The 20,909-nt window shown below is 38.2% G+C and carries 19 protein-coding genes, 1 tRNA gene and 1 pseudogene; 13 read left to right on the plus strand and 8 right to left on the minus strand.

The annotated features are described in order from the left end of the window. Positions 1–2: 2 nt before the first annotated feature. The 5 genes from mreC (at position 3) to AOLE_RS19665 (ending at position 3,767) form a co-directional block, all read left to right on the plus strand. Positions 3–860, plus strand: coding sequence for a rod shape-determining protein MreC (mreC, locus tag AOLE_RS03425; protein ID WP_004789316.1), 858 nt, complete (start codon positions 3–5; stop codon positions 858–860). Next, entirely contained in the window at positions 847–1,338 is a 492-nt protein-coding gene (mreD, locus tag AOLE_RS03430) for a rod shape-determining protein MreD (protein WP_004789317.1), read from the plus strand. Before mreC ends, mreD begins: the two co-directional genes overlap by 14 nt. Then, positions 1,326–1,886: a Maf-like protein gene (locus AOLE_RS03435; protein WP_023274390.1), complete on the plus strand. Its 561-nt coding sequence runs from the start codon at positions 1,326–1,328 to the stop codon at positions 1,884–1,886. The genes mreD and AOLE_RS03435 overlap by 13 nt, the downstream gene beginning before the upstream one ends. Before the next feature lie 113 nt (positions 1,887–1,999). After that, on the plus strand, positions 2,000–3,454 hold the full coding sequence (gene rng / locus AOLE_RS03440) for a ribonuclease G (RefSeq protein ID WP_004789319.1): 1,455 nt from the start codon (positions 2,000–2,002) through the stop codon (positions 3,452–3,454). Between the two features lie 139 nt (positions 3,455–3,593). Continuing rightward, positions 3,594–3,767, plus strand: a complete 174-nt coding sequence (locus AOLE_RS19665; protein ID WP_002116397.1) for a PA1571 family protein — start codon at positions 3,594–3,596, stop codon at positions 3,765–3,767. 27 nt (positions 3,768–3,794) lie between these two features. On the opposite strand, the gene AOLE_RS03445 is transcribed toward AOLE_RS19665, so the two are convergent. Beyond that, the gene (locus tag AOLE_RS03445; protein ID WP_005309889.1) at positions 3,795–5,180 is read right to left on the minus strand and encodes a WS/DGAT/MGAT family O-acyltransferase; all 1,386 of its coding nucleotides are present in this window, start codon (positions 5,178–5,180) and stop codon (positions 3,795–3,797) included. A gap of 171 nt (positions 5,181–5,351) precedes the next feature. After that, a complete protein-coding gene (locus AOLE_RS03450; protein ID WP_004639063.1) occupies positions 5,352–6,086 on the minus strand; it encodes a phosphoadenylyl-sulfate reductase in 735 nt (244 codons plus the stop codon). 184 nt (positions 6,087–6,270) lie between these two features. On the opposite strand from AOLE_RS03450, the gene thrH reads away from it, so the two are divergent. Continuing rightward, positions 6,271–6,888, plus strand: coding sequence for a bifunctional phosphoserine phosphatase/homoserine phosphotransferase ThrH (gene thrH, locus AOLE_RS03455; RefSeq protein ID WP_003655338.1), 618 nt, complete (start codon positions 6,271–6,273; stop codon positions 6,886–6,888). Positions 6,889–6,947: 59 nt separating this feature from the next. Here thrH and AOLE_RS03460 read toward each other — a convergent pair whose 3' ends face one another. Continuing rightward, positions 6,948–8,378, minus strand: a complete 1,431-nt coding sequence (locus AOLE_RS03460; RefSeq protein ID WP_013196934.1) for an OmpP1/FadL family transporter — start codon at positions 8,376–8,378, stop codon at positions 6,948–6,950. 598 nt (positions 8,379–8,976) lie between these two features. Further along, complete coding sequence (locus AOLE_RS03465) at positions 8,977–9,675, minus strand: NAD(P)H-dependent oxidoreductase (RefSeq protein ID WP_013196935.1); 699 nt, start codon at positions 9,673–9,675, stop codon at positions 8,977–8,979. Positions 9,676–9,832: 157 nt separating this feature from the next. On the opposite strand from AOLE_RS03465, the gene AOLE_RS03470 reads away from it, so the two are divergent. After that, the gene (locus AOLE_RS03470) at positions 9,833–10,858 is read left to right on the plus strand and encodes an AraC family transcriptional regulator (RefSeq protein ID WP_013196936.1); all 1,026 of its coding nucleotides are present in this window, start codon (positions 9,833–9,835) and stop codon (positions 10,856–10,858) included. A 48-nt stretch (positions 10,859–10,906) separates the two neighbouring features. On the opposite strand, the pseudogene AOLE_RS03475 reads toward AOLE_RS03470, so the two are convergent. After that, positions 10,907–11,898: pseudogene (locus AOLE_RS03475) on the minus strand (fatty acid desaturase family protein). A 105-nt stretch (positions 11,899–12,003) separates the two neighbouring features. Continuing rightward, positions 12,004–12,804 (minus strand): PaaX family transcriptional regulator C-terminal domain-containing protein, encoded by an 801-nt coding sequence (locus AOLE_RS03480; protein ID WP_013196937.1) that lies wholly within the window; start codon positions 12,802–12,804, stop codon positions 12,004–12,006. Between the two features lie 348 nt (positions 12,805–13,152). On the opposite strand from AOLE_RS03480, the gene AOLE_RS03485 reads away from it, so the two are divergent. The 4 genes from AOLE_RS03485 (at position 13,153) to hchA (ending at position 17,152) form a co-directional block, all read left to right on the plus strand. Beyond that, entirely contained in the window at positions 13,153–13,971 is an 819-nt protein-coding gene (locus AOLE_RS03485) for an undecaprenyl-diphosphate phosphatase (protein ID WP_005309907.1), read from the plus strand. A 157-nt stretch (positions 13,972–14,128) separates the two neighbouring features. Next, on the plus strand, positions 14,129–15,025 hold the full coding sequence (locus tag AOLE_RS03490) for an AraC family transcriptional regulator (RefSeq protein WP_013196938.1): 897 nt from the start codon (positions 14,129–14,131) through the stop codon (positions 15,023–15,025). A 32-nt stretch (positions 15,026–15,057) separates the two neighbouring features. Further along, positions 15,058–16,068 (plus strand): NAD(P)H-quinone oxidoreductase, encoded by a 1,011-nt coding sequence (locus AOLE_RS03495; protein ID WP_081399110.1) that lies wholly within the window; start codon positions 15,058–15,060, stop codon positions 16,066–16,068. A gap of 208 nt (positions 16,069–16,276) precedes the next feature. Beyond that, on the plus strand, positions 16,277–17,152 hold the full coding sequence (gene hchA / locus AOLE_RS03500; RefSeq protein ID WP_013196940.1) for a glyoxalase III HchA: 876 nt from the start codon (positions 16,277–16,279) through the stop codon (positions 17,150–17,152). A 13-nt stretch (positions 17,153–17,165) separates the two neighbouring features. Here the strand turns inward: hchA and AOLE_RS03505 are convergent. Further along, positions 17,166–17,238, minus strand: a tRNA-Arg gene (locus AOLE_RS03505). A gap of 310 nt (positions 17,239–17,548) precedes the next feature. Between AOLE_RS03505 and AOLE_RS03510 the strand changes: the two genes are divergently transcribed. Further along, the gene (locus AOLE_RS03510; protein WP_013196941.1) at positions 17,549–17,803 is read left to right on the plus strand and encodes a TIGR03643 family protein; all 255 of its coding nucleotides are present in this window, start codon (positions 17,549–17,551) and stop codon (positions 17,801–17,803) included. Between the two features lie 116 nt (positions 17,804–17,919). Here the strand turns inward: AOLE_RS03510 and AOLE_RS03515 are convergent, their stop codons facing one another. Further along, entirely contained in the window at positions 17,920–19,275 is a 1,356-nt protein-coding gene (locus AOLE_RS03515) for an amino acid permease (RefSeq protein WP_023274392.1), read from the minus strand. Positions 19,276–19,653: 378 nt separating this feature from the next. On the opposite strand from AOLE_RS03515, the gene prpF reads away from it, so the two are divergent. Next, entirely contained in the window at positions 19,654–20,841 is a 1,188-nt protein-coding gene (gene prpF / locus AOLE_RS03520) for a 2-methylaconitate cis-trans isomerase PrpF (RefSeq protein ID WP_013196943.1), read from the plus strand. The last annotated feature ends 68 nt before the right edge of the window (positions 20,842–20,909 follow it).

Raw genomic sequence — 20,909 nt, forward strand, 5'->3', positions numbered from 1 at the left:
CGGTGCAACCGAATATTTTTTCAAGACAGCCGCCATCTTTCCGCTCGTTCATTATTGCGGTCATTACATGTTTGGTTGTGCTGTTTTTTGATTGGCGCATGCCGTATGTAATTCAGCCAGCAAGGGATGTCTTGTACGCTGCATATAACCCAATTTATGCATTGGCCAGTTATCCAGTACTGTCGAGAGAATGGCTGAATCAACAAACAAAATCTGAAGCACAACTGCGTCGTGAAAATACTGCGATGCAGGCTGAGCTTTTACAAGCTCAGGTTCGTTTACAGAAACTTTCTGAACTGTCCGCTGAAAACACCCGTTTGCGAGGTCTTCTTGATACTCCATTAATTATTGATGGACGTATGGAGATCGCCGAAGTAATTGGGACAGATGCAGACCCATTACGTCATATCATCATTGTTAACCGTGGCTCTATGGACCATCTTAAGGTCGGTCAAACGGTTTTGGATGATAAAGGAATTATGGGACAGATCATTAATGTATATCCTCATAGCTCACGTGTAATGTTGTTATCAGATAAAGAACATTCACTTTCAGTACGTCTTGAACGCACTGGAATGCGGGCGATTGTTTCTGGTACTGGTGATTTGGGTCGTTTGAAAATGGAATATGTCCCGACGAGTGCGAATATTCAAGTGGGTGATAAAGTGTTTAGCTCAGGTTTGGGTGAACATTTCCCAGCAGGGTACGCAGTGGGTACAGTTGCCAAAATAAGACGTCATAATTCGGGCGAGTTTGCAGAAATTGATGTTACACCAGCCGCACAATTAGCAACAGGGCATCATGTAGTCGTACTTTTCTCTGATTCTTTAGCGAAGGAGCAACCATATGCCGATCGCTAAATTGAAACGAGAAAAACGAAATGATCCATTATGGGGAATTATCCTCTCTGTAATTGTCGGCTCCGTGCTCATGGTTTACCCGCTATCCTACGATATTTCAGGTTGGCGCCCATTATTCATGTTAATGATTATGCTATTTTGGGTGGTATGTCAGCCAACATGGTGTGGAGTCTGGTTTGCATTTGGAATGGGGATTTTTACAGACCTTTTGCTTGATGCGCCTTTAGGCCTTAATGCTTTAAGTTTTGTAATTGTGACTTTTCTTACCCGTTTTTTAATTCGCGAGCGCCGTATTTTAACCTTTGGTAATTTATGGACAATTGCAACTCTGGTCATTATTGCTCATTTAGCGTTTATGTGGGTAACGCAGACCATGGGTGGAATTCATTTTTCGATTGCTAGACATTGGCAACCATTGATGACAAGTATCATCACTTGGCCAATCGTCTATTATTGTTTGGCAAAATGGCGCATATAGTTTTAGCATCTAGCTCTCCTCGTCGGAAGGAGCTATTGCAGCAACTGGATTTGGATTTTGAAATTTATAGTCCAGATATTGACGAGTCCGTTCATGAAAATGAGCTGGTTCACCATTATGTTGAACGGTTAGCTAGAGAAAAAGCACAAACTGTATTGAAGCTTTTTCCAGACGCAATCGTTATTGCTGCCGATACAAGTCTTGGGCTTGATGGCCAAATTATTGGCAAGCCTGAATCGAAAAATCATGCTTTTGAAATCTGGAAACAATTATCTGGACGTTGGCATGATGTGTTTTCTGGATTATGTATTTCTACGCAACAAAAAATGTTAAGTCAGGTGGTGCAAACTCAAGTTGAGTTTCAGCCTCTGACTACGCAAGATATGGAAGATTATTGGGCTACAGGTGAGCCTGTGGGGAAGGCCGGTGGATATGCAATTCAAGGGATTGCTTCTCAATATATTCCCCAAATTCAAGGAAGTTATAGTAATGTGGTAGGACTTCCTTTATACGAATTTGCACAGTTATTAAAAAGAGTAAAGACATAAGAGGTTGTTATCATTCTTAATTGAATAGCATTGTCGATGAACACTAGGCAAAGTTAAAGTTAACAGCTTCTCTGACTCTTTAATAAAAATTTTATAATGCTTTGAGTTTATGTATGTCAGAAGAATTACTTATTAATGTCACGCCTATGGAGTGTCGGGTGGCATTAATCGAAAATGGAACTGTTAATGAGCTGTATGTCGAACGTACAGTCAAACGTGGTCTAGTCGGCAATATTTACAAAGGTAAAGTCGTGCGGGTGCTTCCGGGCATGCAAGCTGCCTTCGTTGATATTGGTTTGTCTCGAACAGCCTTTTTACATATCAATGATATGGTTTGGCCTCGTTCACAGCCTACCCCAAATGTTTTTGAACTCTTACATCCTGGGCAAACGCTTACTGTCCAAGTAATGAAAGATATGTTGGGAACAAAAGGCGCGCGTCTGAGTACTGACCTTTCAATTCCTTCTCGTTATCTGGTTCTCATGCCATATGGAAATCATATTGGTGTGTCTCAGCGTATTGAGTCTGAGGAAGAGCGAGAGCGACTACGTAATATTATCGAAGGTATTCAATCTGAACATAATTTGCCGGGTAGCGTGATTGTACGTACAGCTGCTGAAGGTGTAGATGAGGCAGAAATTGCACAGGATATGTGCTATCTGAGTAAATTATGGGAATACATTCAACGAAAACAAATTGATGTTGCTGTCCCTTCCTTAATTTTTGAAGAGCTTCCATTACCTCAACGTATTATTCGAGATTTGGCTAGCGACGAAACTGCAAAGATTTATGTCGATTCGAGAGAGATTCACGCGAAGCTTCTTGAGTTTGTTGAAGAATTTGTCCCGAATATGCAGAGTCGACTCATTCATTATCCAGGCGAGCGACCACTATTTGATCTTTATAATGTCGAAGAAGATATTCAAAAAGCCTTACAAACCCGCGTAGCTTTGAAGTCAGGCGGCTATCTGATGATCGATCAGACTGAAGCCATGACAACGATTGATGTTAATACGGGTTCATATGTCGGTGGTCGTAGTCTTGAGGACACCGTTTTTAAAACCAATATGGAAGCGACTCAAGTTATCGCGCGTCAACTTAGACTGCGTAATTTGGGTGGTATTCTCATTATTGATTTTATTGACATGCAAGAGGCAATTCACCGTGAAGAGGTGATGCGTCAGTTTGAAAAAATGCTTGAGCGTGATCACGCCAAGACCAAAATCACTCAAGTTTCAGAACTTGGTCTGGTCGAAATGACGCGTAAACGAACACGTGAATCGTTAGAACATTTGCTGTGTGAGTCGTGTCCAACCTGTCAAGGACGTGGTTTTGTCAAAACAGCAGAGACAGTGTGTTACGAAATATTTCGTGAGATATTACGATATACCCGTGCATTTGAGTCAACGAGTGGCTTTACTGTTGTTGCCCATCCTTCTGTGATTGACCGATTATTAACAGCAGAAGCGCCAGCAGTGGCAGATTTAGAGCATTTCATCAACCGTGTCATTAAATTTCAGGTCGAAAATTTATATACGCAAGAGCAATACGATATCATTTTAAGTTAAAGTTGTAACAAGATATCGCTTAATCCTTGTTACAACTGAAATTTTACTTTCATTCATGAATTTTAAATACTACTTACATACAGTAGCCGTAGACGTTCTCCCTATTTAACGTCTTAGCAAACAATAAGAGGTATAACCCATGAATGTAAGTGAAAACTTAATTAGCAACGGTCTTAAACATGTTTTAGAAAGCACGCCAGTAAATAGCTGCTATATGTTGAATGACCAAGGTAAAGAAGTACCGATCACAACTGCAATGATTCGTTCAGTATGTCATCAGTTGCTTAACCAGTGCCGCACAATCAAAAAATAAGGGGCCAATTCAAAGCCCCTTAATTTTCTAACTTGCTGAATGATGTTTCAGCTGTTTCTCTGCAATAATTTCTTCAAAACGTTGAATCTCATCTTCTAAGTGAGTCAAAAGGTTTTGCATTTTTGGCAAAGCATTTCTACAAGCTGTTAATCCAACTTCAAGCTTATCTAAATAACTGGTCATAGTAATGTTTAGTGCTTGTCCATCCATGACAATTGAAGCAGGGTAGAGAGCATCTAATTTCGCGCCATTCCAATAAAGCGGCTCACGTGGTCCTGGTACATTGGAAATGACTAAATTGAACGCCTGACGCTTAGGAAGCATTCCTGACATGATGTTTAATCCTGCCGGACCATAAACAACTGCACTATAGTTTAAAATTTCATTCGCAGTCATACGGCTAAAGCGTTGCTTTGAATTTTGCATGCTGCGACGAATGATTTCTAAACGTTCTAATGGTTGGTCTTTATGAGTTCCTAAATTTGCCAGAATCATGGTAATTCGGTTACTCATATCAGAATCATCGGTGCGTAATGAAGCTGGCACCATGGCAATAAGTGGTTTTTTAGGTAAGCTATTTTGACTAATCAAATATTCACGTAGAGCACCAGAGCATACTGCGAGTACAACATCGTTAATTGTCACGCCTAATACTTTTGAAATCTTTCTAAGGCGGCTCAACTCAAATGATTGGGCCGCAAAACGACGTGAAGCACTCACTCTTTGGTTCAAAATCGACACTGGCGCCTGAAAAGTAGAAACATAATCAGGATTTTTACCCATTTCTTTAAATATAGTTTGAGATAGCTCTTGCATGACTTTAGGAGCGATATCGAGTTGAGACTTAATGCCTCCTAAAATACTCTTAATCTTACTGGTACTAGGCGTCGGTACTTTTAGTCGTTTAGTTCTTTTGCTCTCAACACACCATAAAGGAACAACATGTTTTTCTTCTGGTGTCTTTGATAGAGATTTCTCAATCAAACGCATACCTGCAACGCCATCGACCATTGCATGATGGATTTTAAAATACATGGCAAAACGATTGCCTTCGATTCCTTCAATAATGTCACAAGTCCAAAGAGGCTTTGCACGATCAATTAACGAACTATGTTGCTGTGAAATATAAACTAGAAGTTCACGAATACGGCCAGGATGAGGCAGAGCAATGTGGCGAAAGTGATGATCGATATCGAACTCTTCATCTTCATCCCAAAATAAGCCATTTAAACGGTTATTGAAGGGTGGGATAGGAATGCTTTTTGAGCGTTTAATATCTTCAACTAAATCATGTACAAAAGTTTCAGGTGCATTTTCAGGAATTTCAAATAAAAATAATCCACCGACATGCATGGGTTGCTGTCTTTTTTCAAGTGACAGAAAAATGAAATCAATTGGGTGTAATGGACGCATAAATCATTGTGCCTCATGCATTTTTCTAAGAAGCCCTTATCTGAGCTCTTATTAGAATTATAGAACCGTAAAATTAAGTATATAGCGTTTAGAGTAGATAAAATATGACTTTGTGTACGGAACATGACATAAAAAAAACCACTGATTTAGCAGTGGTTTTTTGATAACAAATTACTTTTTCATATTACCTGCGTGTAATCCACACTCTTTTTGAGTCGCTTCTTCCCACCACCAGCGTCCTTCACGCTCATGTTGGTTCGGTAATACAGCACGTGTACATGGTTCGCAGCCAATAGAAACAAAACCACGTTCGTGAAGAGGGTTGTATGGAATCTCCATCATACGGATGTAGCTCCATACTTCAGCACTTGTCCAGTTCGCTAGAGGATTATATTTAATGAGTTGCTTATCTGGACCAGAGAAACCTGCATCAGCTTGTACTACTGGAATTTCTGTACGTGTACCAGGGCTTTGATCTTTACGTTGGCCCGTAATCCAGCCATCTAAAGTCGCAAGTTTCTTACGCAAAGGCTGAACTTTTCGGATACCACAACATTCTTGGTGCCCATCTGTAAAAAAGCTGAATAAACCTTTTTCGTTTACCATGTTTTGAACAGCTTCAGATTCAGGGAAACAAATTTCGATATTGATATTGTAGTGTTTACGGACAGTTTCAATAAATTGATAAGTTTCGGCATGCAGTCGACCAGTGTCAAGACTAAAGACACGGAATGGCTTACCCAAACGTGAAGCAATATCAATTAAGACAACATCTTCTGCTCCCGAAAAAGAAATTGCGATTTCACCTTGCTGGCTTAAGGCAAGCTCTAAAATTTCTCGCGGGCTTTTGGTCGCATATTCGGCTGCAAGAGCATCTACGATATCAATAGTCGGAATAACGGTCATGTGTGTTCCTGGCAAAAGGCTTGGGCGCATTGAGTTATGAAAAATATTCTAATGGATAGTGAATAAAGTGCTTAGCACTTTAATTTCGATCCTTATGAATAAAATTGATTTGATCAATAACAACGCAAAACTGAAAATCTTAGTGGTATGATACAGCAATTTTTAACCAACGTTGGAAGCATTCATGGAAATCGTATGCCTAGATCTTGAAGGGGTTTTAGTTCCTGAAATCTGGATCAATTTCGCAAAAAAAACAGGGATTAAAGAACTCGAAGCAACAACTCGTGATATTCCGGATTATGATGTTTTAATGACTCAGCGCCTTAATATCTTAAAACAACACGGTTTAGGCTTAAATGACATTCAAGAAGTCATTGCCGAGATGGGGCCATTACCTGGTGCAAAAGAATTTGTTGAATGGGTGAGCACACATTTCCAACTTGTGATCTTGTCAGATACGTTTTATGAGTTTGCACATCCATTAATGAAGCAATTAGGATGGCCAACAATTTTCTGTCATAAATTAGAGACAGATGAAGAAGGAATGATTACAGCTTATAAATTGCGTCAACCTGATCAAAAACGTGAGTCGGTTAAAGCACTACATGGATTAAATTTCCGTGTAATCGCAGCGGGTGATTCGTATAACGATACAACGATGCTTGGAGAGGCTGACCACGGTTTCTTATTTGATGCACCTGCAAACGTGATTGCTGAGTTCCCGCAGTTTCCAGCTATTCACGGATATGATGCATTAAAAGAAGCAATCCGTTCAGTTTCAAAACGTAGCATTCCAGCTTAAGAAACAAATAATAAAAAAAGGCGCTTTAAGCGCCTTTTTTATATGAATGAGTTTTGAACTTAGAATTTATAACCAAGTTTTAAACCATAAGCGATTGCATTGTTGTCAGAAAACTCTGCAACATATTGATCACTACCAGCTTGTGCGCCAGTTTGCGCTTTAGCATCACCTAACCAGAAATATTTTACGCCGCCAGCAAGGAATGTTTGTGGAGTAGGGCTGTATTGAAGACCTAAGCCTACGTTCCAATAACCTTCAGTTGGGCCTAAAGTAGTTACAGGGTTACCCGCACCAGAGTCCCAACCTACAGAAACATTACCAGCCCACTTGTCGGTAAGTTTACGGCCTACACCGGCATTAACAGACCATTGGTCATCAGAGTATTCAACTAAGTTAAAACCGTTCGGACGCCCAACAAGATTGCCTACAGCTTCTGAAACTTTACCAAATTTATATGGTTGGATAGAGAAGTCTTTCCAGTTCACCCAGCGCACATTAGCAAACGCAACTGTGTCAGCCATGATACCAGTTTGGAAATCAAGGTTTACAGATTGAGGTGTTGTAATTGTAGTTTTGCCTTCTGAATTAATAGCTTGGAGCTTAGATGCAGGAACATCTAAACCAGCGAGCACAGAAGTAAGACCTGGGAAATTTAATAAAGATAATTCTTCATTAATATTAGTTTTATGGTCGATTTCAGATCGATAAGTTAAAGATGCTTTAAGCGCAATTTCTGGAATTTGATAAGCTGCACCTGCTAACCAACCTACACCAGTAGTTTCTTTAATATTCGCATCATAACCATTATAAAGGCTATAAGCTTGACCTCGGAGACTTACATTACCTTTAACTGTTTGTAATACTGGACCAGCATAGAAGTTAAAATTTTGAGTTGGTTGATAACCAAAAACAAAAGATAAGTTTTGTGTATCAACTTCAACTTTTGTTCCGCCAGTTCCTAAATATCCATTAGCAACCGACAAAGCACCAGCTAATGTTTTAAAACTGTCACTTGCTAGAATTTGGCCCTTTGCACCAGTTAATGTTTGTTCATTAACTGGTATGCCTTTTGATTCTAATAATTGGATAGCTTTTTTAGTAACAATCCCGTCAATTGCAGCAGGTGATAGAACTGTGTCAGAACCTGGATTTGAAACGAATGCATTATTACCGGAGTATTGTGCATCTGAACCAAATGGTTGGTCGTAAAGCAAACCAAAAGAGAACTTATCGTTAAGTTGTAGTTTTAAGGCTGCACTTGGGAAAAAATAATCATCACCCATATCGCTAATATCGCGACGTGTTGGAGTTACACCCGCCTCTTTACCCGCTACATCAGGGTCTAAAATAGAAATACCAGCTTCAAAGTAGTTACCAGGCTGCAAAAATGCAGACATCGATTGTCCAGAGCGATCCAATGCTGCTGCAAAAACCCCAGTTGCAGGCAGCGTTGCTAAAATCATTGCAGTGCTCAGATGTTTTAATTTCATTTTAATCTTTCCTTGAACTTCAAGACATTTTTTTAAAAGTAACAGAGTTAAACCGTTTAAACTGTGTTGCCTTCAAAGCTTCTAATTACAACTTATAAAAGCTTTGATAACTCCATGTAACAAAAATAGCATAATTACAATAAGAGTAAATCTGTTATATGAACTGAAGAGTACTCACTTTTTATACAAATAGTGTCAATAATGGATGAAATATGAAGGAATATTTTCTTTGCCAAATTATTTTAATTCATTGATATTTATATTTTTTAACTATTATTAATGATGTTTGTTTTAGTGACATTTTTGTCACAAATCCAAGAAAAATGGTCAAAGATTTTTTTGTAAAAATATGAATTAATCGATTATGAAATGAGTAGTAGTTGTCATTTTTAGTTGATAAGTCTAGTTTCTCTACATCTGTATATTATTGATTAACTTTTATATTCTTAATTTTATAAAAAAGTTTACCTTAGTTTTTTTACCGTTTGATCTATTTTTTAGCGTTTTTGCCTCTCTGTTCGGGAGTAACTATGAGAGAGAATAGCCAAAAATATAAAGATAGATTCGGCTATTTAATTTTTAGAGCTCAAACACAGCATTAGAGTGGATATAGTTTTTCATCAAATTGCTCAAGCTTAGGAAATTTTAGTGGTTCAAGCTTGTCTAGATGAGTGAGGTAGGTTACGTAGTCGTCGAGAAGGGTTTCTCGTGTTTCTTGGCTAATATAAGGTACGTGATAAGCAATGAATGGTGGTAAAACATCAAAACCTGCATATGCCAAAGTACCACGTTGAATCGGTGATAAATAATTTTCAATTGGGCCGTGAATTGAGTTCTCTCCAAACATGTGTGTTCTACCACCGAGTGTTAAGCACAACATCGCTTTTTTACCTGCCATGCCACCGTGGTTATAAAACCGCTTACCACCATAAAACAAGCCAGAGACGAACACACGATCAATCCAGCCCTTTAAAATTGCTGGAACAGATGTCCAATAAAGTGGGAAATTAAAAATAACTAAATCAGCTTTTTTTACTTTTTCAATTTCTGCTTGAATATCTGGAGCTAGAAGTTGATTTTTGCTGGCATTTCTTTGTTCGAGGGCATAGTTAAAATAATCAGGTTGGTTAAGCTCTAGAAAATCCTCTGTGGACGCAACAGGGTTAAATTGCATCGTATATAAATCTGAAATCTCTACTGTGTGCCCCAATTTTTCTAAGGCTTGTTTAGCTGTACTTTTTAGAGCAGCAGTAAAAGACTGTGGTTCTGGATGAGCATGGACAATCAGAATGTTCATAAGGCGACCTATATTCTTTTCAGAAATTGTGCTGTCTAGTGCAATTCAGCGGATTTTGTTTTTGAATAACTATGCATCAATTTAAAAGCATGGCATAGTTCATGAACTGACAGTTTTTACCATTTCGCGCCATTTTATTTTGCTCAATGGGTTGCTCATGAATCCAGAATTACCCGGAACTTATATTAATTTAATCGTCGAGACTGTTAAGCGGTGGGGTGTCTCTGGTGAGCAACTTTTAGAGGGAAGTGGAATAGCCTTAGACCAATTAAAAAAGCCTTATTGGTATGTTGAGTTCAACATCTTAAATGAGCTTATTGAACGGGCCATCGAGTTATGCAAAGAGCCAGCATTAGCAGGATATTTAGCTTTAAACATGACAGCTTCATGCTATGGTTCAGTCGGAATGGCCGCCATAGTTTCTCCAACTTTAGGTGAGGCGCTGAAAATTCTTGAACAGTTCATTGGCTCACGTTGTAAGGTCTTTAAACCAGAATTAAAACAAGAAAATAATGACGCATGTTGGTCAATTCATCAGCCTGTTAATCAATTTCAATTGAGTTCAAATGCCAAAATTTTTTTGTTAATCGGTTTTGTTCAAATTGCAAAAAAATTAACAGGCCTTTCTCATTTAGGAAAAGTTGAATTACAAATGCCAGAACCGATAGGTTTTTACCAAATAAGTCATCAACTGGCTGTCACTTGTTTATTTAATCAAAAGAGTAATCGTTGGATATTTCCAAAAGAGTATTTAGCACAGCCTGTATTAACGGCGGATCCAATGCTAGCGCCGTTGTTAAATGCACAATGCAAGCGAGATATAGAGAAATTAAAATTAAAAAGTGGCTGGAAAGGGAGAGTCAAACAAGTTGCTGAAAAATTGCTTTTGAATGGGGAGATTGAGACATTGAAAGTCGGGCAAGTTGCTCAAATCATGAATATGTCAGAGCGAACCCTGCAACGCTATTTAGCTCTTGATGATACTAGTTTTACACTCTTGGTAGACTCGCTGAAAAAGGAGCATGCCCAGAAACTTTTAGCTCAAAATAACATGTCGATTGAAAAAGTGGCTTTAATGCTGGGTTATGCCGAGACTTCTCACTTTACCCGTGCATTTAAGCGCTGGATGGGTGTTACGCCTAAATATTTCCAAACCAAACATAAGATGGATGATTTAAGTTAAAAGGCCACAAATTTAATTTCATGGCCTTTCATTTATTATTTGAGTTAATTAAGTAGATTGTTCTGGCTTAGATGAGAGTGATTCAATTACTTCAAAATAGCTAGGTGGTGCCGGAACATGGCCGCGGTCTCTCAATAAACGATGCATACGCGGCAATTTGAAGTAGGGTACCGAAGCCATTAAATGGTGCTCCATGTGGTAATTGACATGAATAGGGGCCACAAAGCTTCTAGCAATCCAACCTGCACGTGTTGTTCGTGTATTGGTTAAAGCGGTATTGCTCGTTTGCATCCCTGCATGTTCGGCCATGGAGCGAATTCTTAAAAATAATGGGAAGGGTGTTAAATAAGCTAGGGGCCATAACCAATAAAACCGTTGTTGACCAAAAGCTTTTAAAACACCATAAAGAGCTACATTGGTTGCAATGGCACCACTACTGTTTTTTATAAGACTTTTGGCATAGTCAACGAAATCTTTATTGCTTCGATCTAACCAGACTTGATCATTGGCAACAGTCCATTTCATTAAATCGAGATCCATTAACACTCGACCAAAGCTAAACTTTAATCCGGTCATACCCGTTAAGTCGCGTAAGAATTTACGAGTAAGCGATTTTTTGCTTACAGGAAAGCCAGAAACTAAAGAAAGGTCTGGGTCATCTGGAGTAGAGGTTTTTGCATGATGACGTACATGATGTACGCGATATTTTTGTAGATCATTCCAGATGGGACGGGCGCATAGCCATTCACCTACAAAGTCATTTATTTTTTATTTTTGAACAAGCTTTTATGTGATGCATCATGCATCAAAATCGCTAGGCATAACTGGCGACCTGCCAATATTGCTAAGGCAAGCATACAAGCAAGTAATTTGCCCCAGCTCGGTAAGTAATCCCAAATCATAATTAAACTGGCAAATGTTCCGCCAATAACAGCCCATGTACTTGCAACAGCCCAAGCACCATACGCATCTGAGGGTTGTGTGAGTTCCTGTATTTCTTCTCTGCTAAAGAGATCGGTCACACTGACTTGTGCGTTCATTTTTATTCTCCCAAATCAGATTTTAGTATCCATATTTTATATTACTAATATAATCATAAAACTTTAAAAAGTGTAATATTTGTTTGTAAAAAAATAAATCGCTCTTTAATGGGCTAATTCATTTTCATAAAGTTTCTGCCAAAGTTTTTGTCCAATCGAATCGAGCTGCTGTACATTCTGAGCAAACTGATTGCGGGCATGTTCGTTAACAAATGGAGGGGGCAGCAGAGGATCATTCATGAGTAAGGTAATCGTTTCACGTCCTAATAACAAAGCTTGGGTAGCAGCCTCGTTTAAGGATAAATTTTTATAATTCAAAAGCCATTCTTGGATATCTTGACTATACATCTCATAATTTTCTTCAAGTTGCTTTGTATCCCATAAAGAAGGAATTAACGAAACTGTTTTTGAGTCAAATTTTTGAATAATAGAAATTTTGGCTTCATTTTCAAGGCCTGCTAAAACAAGTTCTTCACATGTTTTTTCAAAACTATAGGCTAAATTGTCTGGGCGTATATAAATTCCAGTTTCGAGTTCTCTAAAACCAAATTGACGTAAAGCATGTTCTCTCTTTTTTAAAGCAGTCCGATCTATACGACCTAATGTACCCGTAAATACTGCCAGATAATTCTGTTCCCATTCTTTGGTCTGTTTAATGCCATTTTTACGATTCAAAATGACTTTTGCCCAGTCTTTAGTGGATGGCGAAAGTTGATAGATACCACGCTCGACGCTTTCTATCATGCCTTCATTTAATAGCCGAGTCGTCGCAACGCGAATACCGTTGTCACTCATATTAAAGAGTTTAGCGGCAATCAATATTTGTTTAATGGTGAGCTGAGGATAAGCTGAGGAAAGAAATAAATCGATAATAAGATGACGTGCATTAATTTTGGTATTTTTCATTCAGATAGAATTTTTGATATGAGTTGCATGTAAGAAAAATAATATCATGTTTTTGTCATGTCTTTTTAAGATCATTCCTCGGGTAAATAAGCGTAAAAATCTCTAGCTATAGAATGAGAAATTTTGTAGTTCTTAACCAAGTTCATCTTTTTACGATAGTTAACCTAAGATTGTCATGATGATGTGATACATTATTCCCCTTTAAATAAACCGCCTTTTGCTAAGGGCAATAACCACAAATGCTAGAAATGATCTGATATTGGGCATGAACTAGGCCAAAATTATGGTTTATACATGATATAAAACAAATTTTTAGACTTTTCTGGTGATTAACTTTTTGAGCAAGTGATGGAAAATTTTGAAGTTATAAAAGCACTGTTTTTAGGCTTTGTCGAAGGCTTAACTGAATTTTTACCAATCTCGAGTACAGGCCATTTAATTTTATTTGGTCATATTATCGATTTCCATTCAGACGGCGGTCGTGTATTTGAGGTCGTAATCCAGTTAGGTGCTATTTTGGCAGTGTGCTGGTTATACCGACAAAAAATTGTTAACTTGATTAAAGGCTTCTTTAGTGGTGATGTGGAATCACGTCATTTTGCTATCAGTGTGCTTATTGCATTCTTCCCCGCAGTTATTATTGGGGTTTTGGCAGTAGACTTTATTAAAAGTGTTTTATTCAGCCCAATTGTGGTGGCGATTGCCTTAATTGTGGGGGCACTTATTATTTTCTGGGTTGAATCTAGACAATTTGAACATAAGACACTTGATGCAACCAAAATTACTTTTAAACAAGCGCTTTTAGTTGGCCTTGCTCAATGTGTTGCCATGATTCCGGGAACTTCACGTTCGGGTGCAACAATTGTAGGGGGGATGTTTGCGGGCTTATCACGTAAGGCTGCTACAGAATTCTCTTTCTTCCTTGCTATGCCAACCATGTTGGGTGCTGCAACTTTTGACTTGGTTAAAAATGCTGACGTACTGACCGCTGATAATATGATTAATATTGGGGTAGGTTTTGTTGCTGCTTTTATTGCCGCATTGTTTGTTGTAAAAGCATTGGTTCTGTTTGTAGAGCGTCATACCTTACGCGTTTTTGCTTGGTATCGAATAGTACTCGGTGTAATCATTTTGATTGCAGCAATGTTCTTTAATTTATCGGCTTAAATAATCTGATGAAGTGAAAAACCTAGAATGCTCTAGGTTTTTTTATGCCTAAAAATTGATTTGAATTGCTTATTTATACAAAGTAAACGTAAGACAGATGTTTTCATTTTAGGTTCATTGTTATATTGATTATTAGATTACTTCTCACAATAAAACTATGCCGCAAAATCATCTTACAGAACATTTGGTCGATGCATTTTTGCACTTGGCTCCAGCAGAAGGACTCTATCCTACTTTTATCTCTAACATCACTTTGATGCGTGTAGATCATTCCACACCTCCTGTTGCCGTGCTGCAAGAACCCTCAATTGTTTTAGTTATACAGGGATTGAAGCGAGGGTATATTGGTAAAGAAATCTTTCAATTTCAACGAGGGCAGTGCTTATTCATCTCAATTGCAATACCGTTTGATTGCGATACTGTTGTTGAAAATAATGAACCAATGTTGGCGATTGCAATAAAATTTGAACCACAAATGATGGCTGATCTCATTACTAAAATGGATAAACAGCAACAAGTGATTACTGAAGATGCTCACGCGGAAGATTTAAAATTAAGCTGTGGACTTAGAGTGATTGACATGAATGCCACCATTTCAGAGGTTGCTCTCAGATTGCTCAATTTACTTCGCTCTAAACAAGATACTTTTATATTAGGTGAGCAAGTTAAAAGAGAATTGGTTTATCGTGTGGTGCAGGCCTCAGGTGGTAATTTAGTCGAGAGTTTATCGGCTATAGCAAGTCGAAATGGTGTGATTTACACCATTTGTGAAATTATTCAGCGTGATTATTATCATAATTTAACGGTTCAAGAATTGGCGAAACAAGCGGGCATGAGCATCTCGCTTTTTCATCAAACTTTTAAAAAGGTGACGAATTATTCGCCTTTACAGTACATCAAAATTACTCGGCTACATAAGGCTCGTGAGTTAATCATGAACAATAAAATGGGTGTAGCAGAAGCAGCCTATGAAGTGGGGTATGTCAGTGCTTCACAATTTAGCCGAGAATTTAAGCGACTGTTTGGCGTTCCACCCAAGTCCTCAATTATTTAACGTAGATTAGTATTTTGAAATATAAATCAAACATGGAGTATTTTATGACCCTTCCCAAAACCATGAAAATTATTGAAATTACGGCTCCTGGTGGACCTGAGGTTCTAAAAGTTCAAGATGCTAGTCTTCCAGTACCTCAAGCAGATGAAGTCTTAATTGAGGTAAAGGCTGCTGGAATTAACCGTCCTGACGTTTTACAGCGTATGGGTTTATATCCAATGCCTAAAGGTGTTACTCAAATACCGGGACTTGAAGTCGCTGGTGTCGTGGTTGCTGTGGGTGAACAAGTAGATCAATTCAAGGTTGGTGATAAAGTTTGTGCCCTAACAAATGGCGGTGGTTATGCAGAATATTGTGCGGTAACTGCAACTCAAGTATTGCCAATACCTGAAAATTTATCTTTTACTCAAGCTGCTGCGATTCCAGAAACATTTTTTACGGTTTGGGCAAACCTATTTGATATTGGCCGTTTAAAGAAAGATGAAACCGCACTGATTCATGGTGGGGCAAGTGGTATTGGAACTACAGCTTTAGCGATTTGCCAAGCTTTAGGAATTAGAACTTTTGCGACCGTTGGTAGTGAAGATAAAGTTGAAGCACTCTCTAGTTTCACCACAGCAATTAACTATAAAACCCAAGATTTTGAGCAAGAAATTTTGAAACATACTCAAAATCAAGGTGTTGATGTTATTTTGGATATTGTGGGTGGTTCTTATTTCACGAAAAATTTAAATCTATTAAAACGTGATGGCCGACTTGTCATTATTGGTTTTATGGGTGGTCGAATCGCAAAAGAATTTGATTTACAAAAACTGATTTTAAAACGTGCCACAATTACGGGTTCAACGATGCGAGCACGTAATAGCCAAGAAAAAGCCGAGATTGCACAATCTTTGCATGAGCATGTATGGCCGCTCTTGGCACAAGGTAAATGTTTACCGCAAATCTATAAAACGTATGCTTTTTCAGATGTACAAAGTGCTCACGCATGTATGGAACAAGGTGATCATATTGGAAAGATCGTTTTAGAAATGAATGCATAACGCTGTAATCATTAACGTTTGGGTGAACGACAGGTTCGCCTAAACTATACTTTTTAATTCTAGACTCTGCCTATTTCTCTATAAAAATTGCCAAATTCTATTGGCAGATTGCACCAGCTCCATAACTTCACCTATAAATTGAGTAAGAAATAACAATTGGTTCCTACTTTATTATTTCTTTCCATACTGATGAAAAAGGATAGTAACAATGAATACCGCAAATATTGATGATAAAAATCCTACTCCAGATTTGGCTGAAGATAATGCCTTTTTCCCATCACCTTATTCACTGAGTCAATATACTGCTCCTAAAACCGATTACGACGGCACGACTTATTCAACGCCGTATGCGGGTAATAAAAAAGTTTTAATGATTGCAACTGATGAGCGTTACATCCAGATGCAAAACGGTAAGTTCTTTTCAACAGGTAACCACCCTGTAGAAATGCTTTTACCGATGTTTCATTTAGATAATGCTGGCTTTGAAATTGATGTTGCGACACTTTCTGGAAACCCTGCCAAACTTGAAATGTGGGCAATGCCAAAGCAAGAACAAGTTGTATTAGATACCTTTCAGAAATATGCAGACAAATTAAAAAATCCATTAAAGCTAACTGATATTTTAGAAAACGCAGTGGGGGAAAATTCACCATATGCGGCTGTATTTATTCCGGGTGGGCATGGCGTATTAGCTAAAATTCCACATAGCCTTGAGGTGAAAAAAGTTCTTAAATGGGCGGTTGAACAAGATAAATTTATTATTACTTTATGTCATGGTCCAGCTTCATTACTGGCTGCGGCAGTAGATGAACAACCAGAAAACTATATTTTTAAAGGCTATCAAATTTGTGTATTCCCTGATTCATTAGATAAGGGCGCAAATATTGATATTGGTTATATGCCCGGGGCTTTACCTTGGCTAGTAGGTGAAAACCTTGAAAAACTCGGTGTAGAAATTTTAAATAAGGGCATTACAGGTCAATGTCATAGAGACCGTAAATTGCTAACTGGTGATAGTCCGCTTGCTTCTAATAATTTAGGAAAACTTGCAGCTGAAACATTGTTGGCTGAAGTGAAGGATTAAGAGGTGAAATATGTGCGCCCTGCGGGACTCGAACCCACGTCGGTCGCTTAGGAGGCAACTGCTCTATCCAGTTAAGCTAAGGGCGCATAATTTTATGATTATAAACAAAAAAGCTATTGCGAAGGCAATGGCTTTTTTACATTTTAGTTATTAAAACTTTTGCGATAGTGGGCAATAAAGATAAAGTTGAACCATTCAACAGTTTGGAACACTTATGTCTTGTAGAAAAACAGTTTAGAAAGCTAAAAAATCACAAAAAATTCATGTTGATCTTTCTATGATCTGAAGCAAAACACGAAAAGGTTTAAGGCAAGCAATCAGGTAAGTGAAGTTATTCCTAGAAGGTTGTTTGTTAAAAATCAGATTTGGCTATCGTATAATTCAAAAGGGCATAACATGAAAAAAGTTGATGAACAGGACTTATCTAGAATTATTGAAATGGCATGGGAAGATCGCACTCCATTTGAAGCAATTGAGCGAGAATATGGCTTAAGTGAAAGTGAAGTTATTCGTTTAATGAGATACAACCTGAAAACCAATAGTTTTAAACTCTGGCGCAAACGTATGGCAGGGCGTAAAACTAAGCATCAACAATTACGTTCGCCAGAAATTGAACGAGCTTACTGTTCGCGTCAGTATAAATATGCATAACATCTAATTTTATTGTCGATGAAATTTTAATTTTATAGCGCTTAATTTTCTGATTATGAACTAAAAAGCCCCTATCGAAATAGGGGCTTTTTAGTGTTTAGGTACGAAATATAATATTATTGTTTTTTAGAATTCAATAATTTAAATAGTACAAACATGAGAACAATCCAGATAGGAATCATCATCACAGATTCTTTGAACCCTTGGCTCCACATAATGTAGAGAACAACCGCAATAAAGCCTAAAACCAAATAGTTGCTAAATGGTGCCCAAAGTGCAGGGAAGTGAGTTGTTTCACCTTTTGCCTTCATTGCTGATCTAAATTTGAGGTGAGTCAAACTAATCATTGCCCAGTTCAATACTAATGCACCAACAACGATATACATTAAGTGACTTAATGCATCTTCGGGTACAAAGTAGTTCAACAGTACACAACCAAAAATTAATAATGCAGAAAGTAATACGGCTGGAACAGGTACACCTTGTTTGTTTACTTTTTTGAAAACTTTTGGAGCATTACCTTGTTGAGCTAGACCGTATAACATACGGCTGTTTGCAAACATACCACTGTTATAAACAGATAAAGCAGCAGTTAAAATAATAAAGTTAAGAAGATGCGCAGCCCAACCAATTCCCATTTGGCTAAAAATCATGACGAATGGGCTTTTGTCGAGGCCACCAAGATCTAACTGGTTCCATGGCACTAATGAAAGCAAAATGGTTAGTGAACCGATATAGAAAATCAATATACGGAAAACAACTTGGTTGATTGCTTTTGGAATGGTTTTTTTCGGATCTTTTGCTTCTGCTGCTGCCATACCAATTAGCTCAATGCCGCCAAAGGCGAACATTAAGAAAGCTAACATATAGAACAGACCACTAAAGCCATTTGGAAAAAATCCACCATGTGTCCACAGGTTACTAAATGAAATGCTTGAACCCGCATCTGCTGTAAACAACAAATAAAGCCCAAAAATAATCATCGAGATGACCGCAGTTACTTTAATAATGGCGAGCCAAAATTCAGATTCACCATAAAACTTAACATTGGTTAAGTTTACGGCTGTAATAACGACAAAGAAAAATAAGACAGAAGTCCACGCTGGAATATGAGGCCACCAATAATTAATATATTTGGCAACAGCGGTGAGTTCACTCATCGCAACCAGAACATAGAGTATCCAATAATTCCATCCAGCTAAAAATCCGGGAAATTTCCCCCAATATTTATAAGCAAAATGGCTGAACGATCCTGCAACAGGTTCTTCAACAATCATTTCTCCCAAGTGGCGCATAATCAAAAACGCGATTAAGCCACCAATGGCATATCCTAAAATAATGGATGGTCCCGCAGATTGAATCACTTGCGCCGAGCCTAAAAATAATCCGGTACCAATTGCTCCACCCATAGCAATTAATTGGATATGTCGATTTTTTAGTCCTCGTTGCAGTGTAGAAGATTCGTTGGTCAAAGGTCTTCACTCACAATGAATAAGTAAATTATTCTAATAGATGGAGTTATTTTAGCCTAGACTACAAATTAATAAGCTGTGACTGAAAAGTAATATTAAAATATATTTAAAATCATCGGCTTACTTTTAATATTTCAATATGGAGTGAAAAGTGATCTAAAAAATATAATTTCATATAGACTTTTTTTCATAGATTTTGCTTAGATTAAGTCATTGCAAGCATATTGCTAAATTCTCAAAATATGCTCGCGTCAATACGATTGATGTATAAAGCAGATCGCTATCTCTTGGCCTTAAAACAATTTAAGATGCAGAGAAGGGTAAACAAGAATGCTTGTTTTGATATAGAAGAACATAATAGTAAGGATAACAGTTGATATGAGCTCAGTACCGCAAATTAAAATTCCAGCAACTTATATGCGTGGTGGAACCAGTAAAGGTGTCTTTTTTAAGCTTGATGATTTGCCGGAAAAAGCCCAAGTTGCAGGACAAGCAAGAGATCAGCTCTTACTACGTGTAATTGGTAGCCCAGACCCCTATGGAAAACAAATTGATGGGATGGGCGGAGCCACTTCAAGTACCAGTAAAACTGTTATTTTGGCTAAAAGTACTCAGCCAGATCATGATGTTGATTATTTGTTTGGTCAGGTTTCAATTGATCAAGCTTTTGTAGACTGGAGTGGTAACTGCGGTAATTTAACCGCTGCTGTTGGCTCTTTTGCGATTTCAAATGGCTTGGTTGATGCAGATCGTATTCCAGAAAATGGTCTATGCACGGTTCGAATCTGGCAAAAAAATATTCAAAAAACCATTATTGCGCATGTGCCTATCACCAATGATCAAGTTCAAGAAACTGGTGATTTCGAACTTGATGGAGTGACGTTTCCTGCTGCTGAAGTTCAAATTGAGTTTTTAGATCCAGCCGATGATGGCGAAGAAGGCGGTGATATGTTCCCTACAGGGAATGTCGTTGATGAATTAGATGTTCCTGATATTGGTCGTTTCCAAGCGACTTTTATTAATGCCGGAATTCCAACCATTTTCTTAAATGCAGAAGATTTGGGTTACCAAGGTACAGAGCTGCAAGATCATATTAATAGTGATGCAACTGCGCTGGCACGTTTTGAAAAAATTCGTGCGTATGGTGCGGTACAGATGGGCCTAATTAAAGATATTTCAGAAGCGGCTGCACGTCAGCACACACCAAAAATTGCTTTTGTTTCTAAACCGAAAAACTACATCGCTTCAAGTGGTAAGTCAGTTTCAGAGAGTGATGTCGATTTACTGGTTCGTGCTTTGTCGATGGGTAAATTGCACCATGCAATGATGGGAACAGCAGCTGTTGCGATTGGCACTGCGGCTGCCATTCCGGGAACGTTAGTAAACCTTGCGGCTGGCGGCGGCGAACGTGAAGCAGTACGTTTTGGTCATCCATCTGGAACATTACGTGTTGGTGCTCAAGCGGAACTTATTAACGATCAATGGGTCGTGAAAAAAGCCATTATGAGCCGTAGTGCACGTGTGTTAATGGAAGGCTGGGTACGCGTCCCAGGTGACAGCTTCTAAAAGTCATTAAGTAAGAAAAAGCCTCTCAATCATGTAGAGGCTTTTTTACAGTTGCCTTCAAAAACTCA

The sequence above is a fragment of the Acinetobacter oleivorans DR1 genome, assembly GCF_000196795.1.
Classification (GTDB): Bacteria; Pseudomonadota; Gammaproteobacteria; order Pseudomonadales; family Moraxellaceae; genus Acinetobacter; species Acinetobacter oleivorans.

Coding starts and splice junctions, on each gene's coding strand:
- mreD (WP_004789317.1), top strand. CDS start 847: ATGCCGATCGCTAAATTGAAACGAGAAAAACGAAATGATCCATTATGG.
- AOLE_RS03435 (WP_023274390.1), top strand. CDS start 1,326: ATGGCGCATATAGTTTTAGCATCTAGCTCTCCTCGTCGGAAGGAGCTA.
- rng (WP_004789319.1), top strand. CDS start 2,000: ATGTCAGAAGAATTACTTATTAATGTCACGCCTATGGAGTGTCGGGTG.
- AOLE_RS19665 (WP_002116397.1), top strand. CDS start 3,594: ATGAATGTAAGTGAAAACTTAATTAGCAACGGTCTTAAACATGTTTTA.
- AOLE_RS03445 (WP_005309889.1), bottom strand. CDS start 5,180: ATGCGTCCATTACACCCAATTGATTTCATTTTTCTGTCACTTGAAAAA.
- AOLE_RS03450 (WP_004639063.1), bottom strand. CDS start 6,086: ATGACCGTTATTCCGACTATTGATATCGTAGATGCTCTTGCAGCCGAA.
- thrH (WP_003655338.1), top strand. CDS start 6,271: ATGGAAATCGTATGCCTAGATCTTGAAGGGGTTTTAGTTCCTGAAATC.
- AOLE_RS03460 (WP_013196934.1), bottom strand. CDS start 8,378: ATGAAATTAAAACATCTGAGCACTGCAATGATTTTAGCAACGCTGCCT.
- AOLE_RS03465 (WP_013196935.1), bottom strand. CDS start 9,675: ATGAACATTCTGATTGTCCATGCTCATCCAGAACCACAGTCTTTTACT.
- AOLE_RS03470 (WP_013196936.1), top strand. CDS start 9,833: ATGAATCCAGAATTACCCGGAACTTATATTAATTTAATCGTCGAGACT.
- AOLE_RS03480 (WP_013196937.1), bottom strand. CDS start 12,804: ATGAAAAATACCAAAATTAATGCACGTCATCTTATTATCGATTTATTT.
- AOLE_RS03485 (WP_005309907.1), top strand. CDS start 13,153: ATGGAAAATTTTGAAGTTATAAAAGCACTGTTTTTAGGCTTTGTCGAA.
- AOLE_RS03490 (WP_013196938.1), top strand. CDS start 14,129: ATGCCGCAAAATCATCTTACAGAACATTTGGTCGATGCATTTTTGCAC.
- AOLE_RS03495 (WP_081399110.1), top strand. CDS start 15,058: ATGGAGTATTTTATGACCCTTCCCAAAACCATGAAAATTATTGAAATT.
- hchA (WP_013196940.1), top strand. CDS start 16,277: ATGAATACCGCAAATATTGATGATAAAAATCCTACTCCAGATTTGGCT.
- AOLE_RS03510 (WP_013196941.1), top strand. CDS start 17,549: ATGAAAAAAGTTGATGAACAGGACTTATCTAGAATTATTGAAATGGCA.
- prpF (WP_013196943.1), top strand. CDS start 19,654: ATGAGCTCAGTACCGCAAATTAAAATTCCAGCAACTTATATGCGTGGT.